The following is a 10,337-nucleotide window of genomic DNA, read 5'->3' on the forward strand; positions in this document are numbered from 1 at the left end:
GGCTCTCCCTCCCGCCCCGCCAATGGCAATAGCACCGCGCAGCGGAGAGCCCGTTCATCGGCAGACATAGTGCCCACTTCGGGGTGCAGCCTTAGCAGGGAGCGGCTCCAGCGACTGCGCCAGAAGCGCACGAAGCCCTGTTCAAGCTGGCGGCACAAGATGCCGCGACAGAGCAGATCGAGATCGATAAAGGCGGTGGAGGCCGCGCGGTCGAAGTAGCTATCGCCGATGTTGCGCCCACCAATGATGGCGAGCCGGCCGTCGATCAGCAGCAGCTTGTTGTGCATGCGGTGGTTGAGGCGGCGAAAGCGCAGCAGTATCTCGAGCAGCAGGGCGAGCGGGCGCCACAGGCGAAAACGAAACGGGTTGAACAGGCGCACCGCCACATTCGGCTCGCCGGCCAGCAGAGCCAGCCAGCCCGAGGTGACAACGTACATGTCATCCACCAGCAGGCGCACCTGCACACCACGGCGGGCGGCGGCCAGCAGTTCGGCCAGCAGCTGGCTGCCGCTATCGTCCTCCGCCCAGCTGTAATACTGGGCATCGATGGCGTGGCGCGCCTGGCGGATCAGTGCCCGGCGCCATGCCAGCGCCGCTTCGGGCTCGGTAAGCAGGGAACATTCCACCGCCTCCATACGACTGTCATCTTGCCGCGGCACCCTCTTCTCCATCGCAGTCGGGATCGGAGTCCATCATGTATCAGCAAGCAGAGCGGCGCCAGCGCGGTTCAGGCGAGAAAACCCCGCCACCCTGGTTCCTTGTTCACCCTGACATTCCCCGCCTCACTGCACCCGACGCAGCGCCTCCTGCTTGCCCTCAATCTGTTGCAGGCTGAAGCGGTAGGCCACGTAGTACTTGTAGATGGTGCCGACATAGGTAATGGGGATCTGGCCCACCTCGTTGGCCACCAGCTGATCCAGATTGCCAAACCACTGATCCGGGTCCAGCCCTTGGGCTGCCGCCTTGCTGCGCAGCCGCTGGATCCGGTTCGGCCCCGCATTGTAGGCGGCGAACACCATCAGATGCCGGTTCAGGCGATCGAGCTTGGGGTCGTTGAAATAGGTGTCGAGAATGTGGCGCAGATAGCGACAGGCCGCCTCCACATTCCCGTCCAGCGAGGCCAGCCTCTCACCCGTGATATTCACCGCCTTGCCGGTCGTCGGCAGCAGCTGCAGCAGCCCGACCGCGCCCCCCGGGGAGCGGGCCGTGGGGTCCAACCCCGACTCCTTGTAGGCCATGGCCGCCAGCATCAGCCAGTCGAGGTCATAGCGCTTGGCGTACTTCTGTAACACCTGGCGGATCTGGTTCAGCCTGCCGACCCGTTCCGGAGCCAGTATGTTGCTCAGTGAATCGCTTTGCAGCAGGTACTGACGCAGGCTCAGATCGCTGTAAAGCTGGCTTTTAGGGGCCTGCTCCAGGTAGCGATTGACCGCCGTCAGCAGCTTGGGGGCATCGGGGCGCAGCGCCCATGCGGTATGGCCGTGATCGCGCAGTGGAATGAGGCGATGGGCCTTGAGACCAGGCAGCGTCCCCAACCAGGGGCGGCCCTTGAAACTGTCGGTGACGGTCAGCGGGATCAGGCCGGCGGCCACCATCTCCAGCAGATCGCCGTCTTGCAGGTATTCGGGCACCGTCTCGACATAGACCGGCGGCAGACCGAGATCACGAAACAGGCGGTTGAGCCGGCGCAGGCTCTCGTGATAACTCGAACTGGCCCGCACCCAGATACGCCGGCCAGAGAGTTGGGTGATGCGATTGAAAGCGGGAAGTGAGTCAGCACTTACCACCCACTCCTCAAGTGGAGAAACCACGGGGTGTGAGAAACGCACCCGGTCGCGCCGATCCTGGGTCACGGTCAGATTGGCCACCACCAGATCGCCGCGCCCCTCCTCGAGGTAATCGAGCAAACGATCCTGGCGCACCGGAATGTAGATAACCCTGAGCTTGACCTTGTCGCGCGCCAGATAGGTGCGGTTGAGCCAGTTTTCGAATCCCTGCAACTGGTTCACCAAAATGCCCTTCTGATGCCCCTTGTCGAGAAAGAAGAAGCCGCGTTCGTAGACCACCAGCGCCCGTAGCACCCGCTGCTCAAGGATGTGATCGAGATCGCCCGGTTGTGGTAACACCTGTGGCTTGACAGGCGCTGCCATGAGGGGAAAAGAGAAGAGGGCCAGCCAGACCCATACCCATCGCTGCATCTGCTTGCCTCATGCTATCCGGCCATACCGGGTATCCGGGCCGCCAGAAGGCGCCCACCAGAATCAGAGACCCACAGCCGACGGGTCGATACGGCAGGGTCACCCCTGCCGTGGAGCACGACTCAACCCAGCGAGCGAGCGCGCATTTCGAAGATCAATTTTTCAGCGGTGCAGCTGAACTGGATGCGGGCTTTGAGGATCACCCCTTGTTCCGCCTGCTCCAGTTGTTCCTGGATGCGGGACTCCGGGCTCACCTGTGCGGCCAGAGCACGATACTCGGCCAGTTTGGCGCGGGCGTCCGCTTCGCTGGCGGCAGAAACTTCGAGATCCAGGACATCATCACCTTCACCGATGATGGTGCCGATCTCGGCATAGCAACCACAGGCGTCGCAGGTTTCCTGAACTTTCTCTTCAACCGACATGCTGTCTACTCCTATTGTTTGGATGCGTCATCATCACGCATCGCCTTGCGAAAATCGCGGATGGCGGTGCCCAGATCCTCGCCGGCACCGGCAAGATGCTTGCTGCCAAAGACCAGAACCACGACCAGAAGCAGGATCAGCATGTGCCAGATATGAATGCCACCGAGTCCCATGGAAGACCTCCATCTTGAGTGAAAACCGCATTGTTGTAGCAGATTTGAATCTCTTTATTGTTGGTCGAAATCAAGTCCGCAGTAAATCGCCATCTGCGATGGAAAATTAATCCCACTGCCTTGGCCCCCGCGCTTCCCGTATCATGGTGGGCTCGCTTTGCCACGAGACACCGCCATGCGCCTGGAACTGCTCAACCGCCTCGATCTCAACCTGCTCATCGTGCTGCATGTGCTGCTGGAAGAGCGCAACGGCAGCCGAGCCGCCCTGCGCCTGCACCTGAGCCAGTCGGCCGTCAGCAAGGCGCTCGGCCGGCTGCGCGATGCGCTCGGCGATCCCCTGTTCCTGCGCACCTCGCACGGGCTTGAGCCCACACCGCGCGCGCTGCAACTGCAGCAGGAGCTGATCCCGCTGCTGCATGGGCTCGATGGGGTGCTGCAACCGCCCCGCTTCAACCCGGCCAGCTCAGAGCGCGAGTTTGTCATCGCCAGCATGGACAGCGCCTTTACCCTGTTCGCCCCCCTCTACCTGCCGACCCTGACCCGCCTCGCCCCCGGACTCAGCCTGCGCTACGTGGAGTGGGATCAAGACAGCCTGGGGAAGATGGCACAAGGGGGAACAGATCTGGCCTTCACGGTGCGGGAGAATAGCGAGGATTCGGACATGCGGATGGACGACTTGCCCGGCAGCATGGAGCAGCGGTTGCTGGCGGTCGACAACCTGACCTGCCTAGTACGGCGCGATCATCCGGTATTGCGGGAGGGGTGGGATCTGGCCGCCTTCAGTCGCTATCCCCACGTGCAGACCTACTGCGAGGGGCGCGATCGCTGGATGCTCGATTATCGCCTGCTACAGATGGGGGTAGCGCGGCGCATCGCCGCCAGCGTGCCGAGCTTCGAGGCGGCGCTGCGCATGGGCATGCACTCGGACATGATAGTCACGGTCTCGAGCCTCTACGCCCGGCATGCGGTGCAGGTCTATCCTCTGGAGCCGCTGCCACTGCCGATCCGGCTCGACAGCATCTCGCACCTGCTGATCTGGCATCAGGGGCGTGAGCAGGACCCCGGCCACCGTTGGTTGCGCGACACCCTGCTCGAGCTGATTAGCCCGTAGTAGATCTACTGCACGACGGCCAGGTAGTGGTGTACCCCGTCGAGCAGCATCTGCACCGAAATCATCACCAGCAGCATGCCCATCAGCCGCTCGACCGCGGTCAGGCCGCGCTCGCCGAGCAGCTTGTTGAACACCTCGTAGAACATCAGGATGACGGCGCTGGCCCCCCAGGCCATCAACAGGGCCAGCGACCAGTCGAGCATCCGTCCCGGCGCCTGGTTGGCCAGCAGCAGCAGTGAGGCAAGGATCGAGGGGCCGGCAATCATGGGGATCGCCATCGGCACCAGGAACGGCTCCTCACCGGCGGCCAACCCGGTCACGCCACCGGGGCCGGGGAAGATCATCTTGATGGCGATGAGAAACAGTATGATGCCGCCGGCAATACTGACCGCCTCCTGACGCAAGTTGAGGAAGCTTAAGATCTGCTGGCCGACAAACAGGAACACCATCATGATCGCCAGCGAGAAGAGCAGCTCGCGGATCATCACCTTGCGCCGGCGCTTGGGATCGATGTGCTTCAGGATCGAGAGAAAGACCGGCAGGTTACCCAAGGGATCCATGATCAGAAACAGCATGACGGCGGCGGAGAAGGTGTCCATGGCGCGACCAACGGCAGAAGAAGAGAGGCGGCAATATAGCAGATTCGGGGAATGGGGGACGAGGGGGCCGTCACAGCGGCCCACCTGAACGGTCAACCGTGGTTACAGATACGATCGGCGCGGGTCTGGAATCCCTCAGCCGCAGCAACAAACTTGCCTTTGCGCTCCAGAAAGTCGATCAGTTGATCCGCATCCATGCCTTCGGCACTGCAAGTATGGAAGCGGGCATCGGGACCGAACGCCTCTGCGATGGCCTGGCGCAGGCTCTCCCGGGTAAACAGACCACCGCGCTCGAGCATCATCTGCATCACTTCGTGGCCATGAATCGACATGGGCATGACAACCTCACAAATAAACAATTGAAAGGTTCATTAAAGCGCCGTCAGCGACCTTGCTTCTTGATGCAGGCCAAGAAACCGCTGCTTTTTGTCCACAAGTTCTGGTTCTGCCCCCTCCCTTTACCGATAATCTGGTAACCCGCAGGGGTAACCGCTACACTGGCGCCCTTTTTTTACCTGCTCAGAATTCGAGGCTCCGCACAACTCATGCAGTTCCAAGGAATGGTGTTTGCACCCTGGCGGATCTGGACCCGTCGCTCCCTCTGGTTCAAAACCCTGCTCGGCATGCTGGCCGGTATCGCACTCGGCCTCGGCATGCCGGAACAGGCGTTGCTGTTCAAGCCATTTGGCACCCTGTTCGTCAATACCATCAAGATGCTGATGGTGCCCCTCATTTTCTGCTCGGTGATTACCGGGATCTGCACCCTCGGCAAACGCCACCTGGATCACACCGGCGTCAAGGCTGTCTGCCTCTATCTCGGCTCTACCACACTGGCCATCTGCATCGGCCTGCTGATGGGCTGGCTACTGGAGCCCGGCACCGGGGCCGCTCTGCATAACTCGATCGTCTTCATCGCCCCCGGTCACCCCACCCTAGAACAGGTACTCGGCGATTTGATGCCGGCGAATCCGCTACAGGCGATGGCCGAAGGCAAGGTGGTACAGGTGGTGGTGTTTGCGGTGGCGCTGGGGCTGGCCATCAATGCCATCGGCACGCAGGGCGAACCCGCCGAGCGGCTGTTTGCCTCACTGGCGGCCGCCATGAACAAACTGACCCAGGTGTTGATGCTGCTGGCCCCCTATGGGGTGTGCGCCCTGATGGCGTGGCTGGCGGCCCGCTACGGGCTGGAACTGTTGCTGCCGCTGCTCAAGGTGATCGGTGCCGTCTATCTTGGCTGCCTGCTGCACGTGCTCGGCGTCTACAGCGGCATGCTGCTCCTGCTGGCCCGCCTTAACCCGTGGCACTATTTTCGCAGCATCCTCGATGCCCAGGCGCTGGCCTTTACCAGCAGCTCGAGCGCGACCACTCAGCCCCTAAGCATGCAATGTGCCGAACAACGTCTCGGCGTCTCCCAGCGGGTCACCAACACTGTGCTGCCCATCGGGGCCACCATCAATATGGACGGCACCGCGCTCTACCAAGGGGTGACGGCGCTGTTTGTGGCCCAGGCCTTCGGCATCGACCTGCATCTGTTCGACTACCTGACCATCATCGTCATCGCGGTGCTGGCCAGCATCGGCACCGCAGGGGCTCCGGGCACCGGACTGATGACCCTGACCCTGGTGCTCACTTCAGTCGGCTTGCCACTGGAGGGGGTAGCCCTCATCGCTGGCATCGACCGCATCCTCGATATGGCGCGCACCACGGTCAACGTATCGGGCGACATCCTGGTCTCGGTGCTCATCGCCAAGCGGGAGGGGGAGCTGGATCTGGCCACCTATCACGATCCGGACGCTGGAGATGATCCCGAGCTTGGCGAGCGCTAGCCCCGGCTACTCCTCTTGGGGATCGTTGCCGCAGTGCCAGCAGATATCGAAGTTGGCGCCGTTCTCCTCACCACAGCGCCCACACAGCCAACCGTTGCCCTGACGCTGCTGATAACGTTCGATGACCCGTGCAGCCTGATGCTGCTGGTGTTCCGGCACCATCAGCGTCACCTGCAACAGATCGACGGGCAACTCACCAATGAGGCTCTGCAACCCGTCACCATTGAGCCTGACCCGGATCCCCGAGACCTCCAGCGCCCCCTTGATCGCATGCGCTTCCAGCACATGCGAGGCTCGATACAGATTGATCCATTGCTCCATCATCTCTCCTCAAATCAAGCGGTCGATCGCATAGCGTTGTGCATGCTCGGCCATAAAGTCGATAAATACCCTGAGCTTACGTGGCATGAAACGGCGCTCTGGAAACAACAGGTAAATGGGGACTGTCTCCAGCCGCCACTGGGGTAATACGCTCACCAACTCACCACGCTCCAGCTCCTCCCGGCACAGCATGGCCGGCAGGGCTGCCAGCCCCAGGCCCGCCTTGGCCGCTTCGCGGGCACAGGTAATATTGTTGACCCGAAAACGGGATTCAGGCTCGACGCGAATTCGCTGCTCCCCACGGCTGAAGTCCCAGCTCCCGCGTAGAAACGTCGAACGCACCGCCACCCGCTCATGGTGAGTCAGTTGCTCGGGATGTTCCGGCACGCCACATCGCGCCAGATAAGAGGGGGCGGCACACAGCAGACGGTCGGTACGCCATAGCCGGCGAGCCACTAGGCTGGAGTCCGCCGGTTCGCCGATCCGCACTATGCAGTCGAGCCCCTCACTGATGGGGTCGACCTCCCGGTTGGTCAGCTCCATCTCAACCTTGAGTCCGGGATAGGTTTGCAGGAAATCCGCCACCATGCGCGCCATCACCAGCTGCCCCGTCTCGATGGGCACCGCCATCTTGAGCGTTCCTGTCAGCTCCTGCTGGCTGGCACTTAACTGCAGCTCAGCCTCAGCCAACTCCTCTAGCGCCTTGCTACAACGCTGAAAATAGTGCTCCCCCTCCTCGCTCAGGGTCAACTGGCGGGTAGAGCGATACAACAACCGGACACCGAGGTGTTTCTCCAGATCGATCAGGCGGCGACTGACCGTGGCCTTGGTCATACCAAGGGAGGCGGCCGCAGCCGTGAAGGAGCCCTTTTCCACGATGCGGACGAAAATCAGAGCAGCATTCAGGTCCATTGTCTTGTCTATGAAACAGTTTTTCTCAAACGAGCAGACTAATGTGGGAAACAAGACAATGATAGCCTCCCGCCTCTATTAACAGGATCAGATCATGAGCAAACAGAAGAAGATCCCCCTGCTGGCGGCCCTCATCATGGCGCTCTGCGCCCTCGTCTTCAGCCTCTATTGGTATGGCTATGGCCGCTATTTCGAACACACCGACAACGCCTATCTACAGAGCGAGGTGACGGGCATCAGCTCGCGTCTCTCCGGCTATGTGCGCGAGGTGCGGGTGACCGACAACCAGCGCGTGCAAGCCGGCCAGATCATCGCCCTTCTCGACGAAAGGGAGTTTCGCAACAACCTTGCCAAGGCCGAAGCCGCGCTCCAGCTGGAGCAGGCCAGTGCTGGCAACCTTGAGGCGACCCGTACCCAGCAGCTGAGTCTGATCCACCAGGCCGAGGCCAAGGTCGCCTCCGTCGAGGCCGAGGCCCTGCGCACCGGCCAGCAGGTCAGTCGGCTGGCCCAGCTGAAACAGCATAACTACTCCTCCCAAGACAGCCTGGATGAGGCGCAGGCCAATCAGAAAGTGGCCCAGGCACAGCTACTGGAAGCACGCTCCGCCCTACAGGCCGCCCGCGATAACCTCAAGGTGCTCGATGCCGAACAGCAGGAGGCGGTAGCCCGTATCGCCCAGAGCAAGGCGACGCTGGCACAGGCCGAGCTGGATCTGGCCTATACCGAGATCAAGGCGCCGGCTGATGGCATCATAGGGCGCCGCGCCCTGCGCGTCGGCATGTATGTACAGTCGGGGATGCAGGTGGCCAGTCTGGTTCCCCTGCGCGAGGTATGGGTCGAGGCCAACTTCAAGGAGACCCAACTGGCCCATATGCAGCCAGGGCAACAGGTCGAGGTTGTACTCGATGCCTATCCAGATCAGCCCGTCATGGGGATCATCGATAGCCTGGCACCGGCGACCGGCGCCAAATTCGCCCTGCTGCCACCGGAGAATGCCACCGGCAACTTCACCAAAATCGTGCAGCGGGTACCGGTGAAGATCCACATCCCCGAGCCGGGCCCGCTGGCAGGAAAATTGCTGCCCGGCCTCTCCAGCGAGGTCACTGTCGATACCCGCAGCGCCAGCGATGCTTCTGCCCTACTGGCCGCCAAGCGATGAGACAGCCTGTCCCACGCCGCCACTGGATCGCCGTATTGGGAGGCCTGCTTGGCGCCTTCATGGCAATCCTCGACATCCAGATCACCAACGCTTCTCTAAAAGATATTCAAGGGGCGCTCTCGGCCACCCTGAGCGAAAGTTCATGGATCTCGACCTCCTATCTGGTGGCAGAGATGATTGCCATCCCTCTCAGTGGCTGGCTCAGCCGGGGTTTGAGTGTGCGCCGCTATCTGCTGTGGACCACCACCGCCTTCATCATTGCCTCGGTGCTCTGCTCTTTTAGCTGGAATCTGGCCAGCATGATCGTGTTTCGCGCCTTGCAAGGGTTCACCGGTGGCGCCCTGATCCCGCTCGCCTTCACCCTGATCGTCATGCTGCTGCCCATGGAGAGGCGGGCCACCGGCATGGCGCTGTTCGGGCTCTGCACCACCTTTGCCCCGGCCATCGGGCCGACGCTGGGGGGCTGGCTCACCGAACAGCTCTCCTGGCACTACATCTTCTACCTCAACGTGCCGCCCGGCCTAGTGGTTCTGGCCATGCTGGCCCACGGACTGGAGCGCCAGCCGATCGATTGGAAGATCATCCGCCGGGTGGATCTGGTTGGTATTCTGACCATGACCATGGGGTTGGGATTACTGGAGGTCGTGCTGGAAGAGGGCAACCGGGAAGACTGGTTCGGCTCGGCGTTTATTGTGCGTCTCGCCGTGCTCTCGGCTATCGCCATGGTGTTCTTCGTCATCAGTCAGTTGCTGCGCCGCCACCCGCTGGTCAATCTGAAATTGCTCGGCAATCCCCGCTTCGCACTGGCCTGCTTTGCCTATCTCATCCTCGGCATGGCGTTGATGGGATCAATCTATGTGCTGCCCCTCTATATGACCCAGATCCACCACTACAACGCGCTGGAGATTGGCAAGGTGCTGATGTGGATGGGGCTGCCACAGCTGCTGGTGCTGCCGCTGGTGCCCAAGCTCACCCGCTCGGTGGACCCGCGTTATCTGGTCAGCTTCGGTTTTCTGGTGTTCGCCATCAGCTGTTTCATGAACACCGGTATGAGCATGGATTTTGCCGGCCCACAGCTGACTGAGTCGCTGATCGTGCGGGCGCTTGGGCAGCCCTTCATCATGGTGCCGCTCTCCATGGTCGCAACCGCCAGCCTCACCCCGGGTGACATCCCCAGCTCGTCGACCCTGCTCAACGTGCTGCGCAATCTGGGCGGAGCCTTCGGTATCGCCATCATCGCCACCATGCTCGACAATGAGACTCGCATCCACCTGACTTACATCTCCAGCGCCCTGCCAGCCAGTAGTGTGGCAGGCCAGACATGGCTGATACAAACGACCGAAGCATTGGCAGCGCAGAGCGGAGACCCTGTCGGTGCAGCCGAGCAGGCCAGAGCCCTGCTCAGCCAGACCATGCAGCGCGATGCCGCTATCATGGCCTATAACCAGATCTTCTTTCTGATGGGGTTGTTCCTACTGCTGGCCAGCGCCTTGATGCTGCTACTTAAAGCGCCCAGGCCACAACCCAGCTCTCGACCGGCTGCGGCTGCCGAAGCTTAACAACATCGAAGGACCACCCTGGGTGGCCCTTTTTCTGACGCCACGCCACGCCACGCC

12 protein-coding genes are annotated in these 10,337 nt (G+C 61.7%); 4 read left to right on the top strand and 8 right to left on the bottom strand.

Annotated features, from left to right (window positions below; all coding sequences use genetic code 11):
- The 4 genes from BN1134_RS06970 to tatA form a co-directional block, all read right to left on the bottom strand.
- Positions 1–635, bottom strand: a 635-nt coding sequence (locus BN1134_RS06970) for a phospholipase D-like domain-containing protein (RefSeq protein ID WP_232300608.1), incomplete at its 3' end; no start/stop codon positions are given.
- A gap of 147 nt (positions 636–782) precedes the next feature.
- Positions 783–2,198: an MltF family protein gene (locus tag BN1134_RS06975; protein ID WP_042046193.1), complete on the bottom strand. Its 1,416-nt coding sequence runs from the start codon at positions 2,196–2,198 to the stop codon at positions 783–785.
- A 122-nt stretch (positions 2,199–2,320) separates the two neighbouring features.
- Positions 2,321–2,620 carry a YfcZ/YiiS family protein gene (locus BN1134_RS06980; RefSeq protein ID WP_042046194.1) on the bottom strand — a complete coding sequence of 100 codons (300 nt, stop codon included), beginning with the start codon at positions 2,618–2,620 and terminating at the stop codon, positions 2,321–2,323.
- A gap of 11 nt (positions 2,621–2,631) precedes the next feature.
- Positions 2,632–2,793: a twin-arginine translocase TatA/TatE family subunit gene (gene tatA, locus BN1134_RS06985; RefSeq protein ID WP_042046195.1), complete on the bottom strand. Its 162-nt coding sequence runs from the start codon at positions 2,791–2,793 to the stop codon at positions 2,632–2,634.
- 175 nt (positions 2,794–2,968) lie between these two features.
- Here tatA and BN1134_RS06990 point away from each other — a divergent pair, with 175 nt between their 5' ends.
- Entirely contained in the window at positions 2,969–3,904 is a 936-nt protein-coding gene (locus tag BN1134_RS06990) for a LysR family transcriptional regulator (RefSeq protein ID WP_042046197.1), read from the top strand.
- A gap of 5 nt (positions 3,905–3,909) precedes the next feature.
- Here the strand turns inward: BN1134_RS06990 and BN1134_RS06995 are convergent, their stop codons facing one another.
- Positions 3,910–4,503: a YhgN family NAAT transporter gene (locus BN1134_RS06995; protein ID WP_042046198.1), complete on the bottom strand. Its 594-nt coding sequence runs from the start codon at positions 4,501–4,503 to the stop codon at positions 3,910–3,912.
- A 92-nt stretch (positions 4,504–4,595) separates the two neighbouring features.
- Positions 4,596–4,841: a YecH family metal-binding protein gene (locus BN1134_RS07000; protein WP_042046199.1), complete on the bottom strand. Its 246-nt coding sequence runs from the start codon at positions 4,839–4,841 to the stop codon at positions 4,596–4,598.
- 207 nt (positions 4,842–5,048) lie between these two features.
- Between BN1134_RS07000 and BN1134_RS07005 the strand changes: the two genes are divergently transcribed.
- A complete protein-coding gene (locus BN1134_RS07005) occupies positions 5,049–6,329 on the top strand; it encodes a dicarboxylate/amino acid:cation symporter (RefSeq protein WP_042046201.1) in 1,281 nt (426 codons plus the stop codon).
- Positions 6,330–6,335: 6 nt separating this feature from the next.
- Here the strand turns inward: BN1134_RS07005 and BN1134_RS07010 are convergent, their stop codons facing one another.
- A complete protein-coding gene (locus BN1134_RS07010; protein WP_042046202.1) occupies positions 6,336–6,650 on the bottom strand; it encodes a putative signal transducing protein in 315 nt (104 codons plus the stop codon).
- 9 nt (positions 6,651–6,659) lie between these two features.
- Entirely contained in the window at positions 6,660–7,562 is a 903-nt protein-coding gene (locus BN1134_RS07015; protein WP_042046203.1) for a LysR family transcriptional regulator, read from the bottom strand.
- 94 nt (positions 7,563–7,656) lie between these two features.
- On the opposite strand from BN1134_RS07015, the gene BN1134_RS07020 reads away from it, so the two are divergent.
- Together BN1134_RS07020 and BN1134_RS07025 are read left to right on the top strand one after the other, a co-directional pair.
- Positions 7,657–8,721 (top strand): HlyD family secretion protein, encoded by a 1,065-nt coding sequence (locus BN1134_RS07020; RefSeq protein ID WP_042046204.1) that lies wholly within the window; start codon positions 7,657–7,659, stop codon positions 8,719–8,721.
- Complete coding sequence (locus tag BN1134_RS07025) at positions 8,718–10,280, top strand: DHA2 family efflux MFS transporter permease subunit (RefSeq protein WP_042046205.1); 1,563 nt, start codon at positions 8,718–8,720, stop codon at positions 10,278–10,280. Before BN1134_RS07020 ends, BN1134_RS07025 begins: the two co-directional genes overlap by 4 nt.
- Positions 10,281–10,337: the final 57 nt, after the last annotated feature.

Source organism: Aeromonas simiae (assembly GCF_000820125.1).
Classification (GTDB): Bacteria; Pseudomonadota; Gammaproteobacteria; order Enterobacterales; family Aeromonadaceae; genus Aeromonas; species Aeromonas simiae.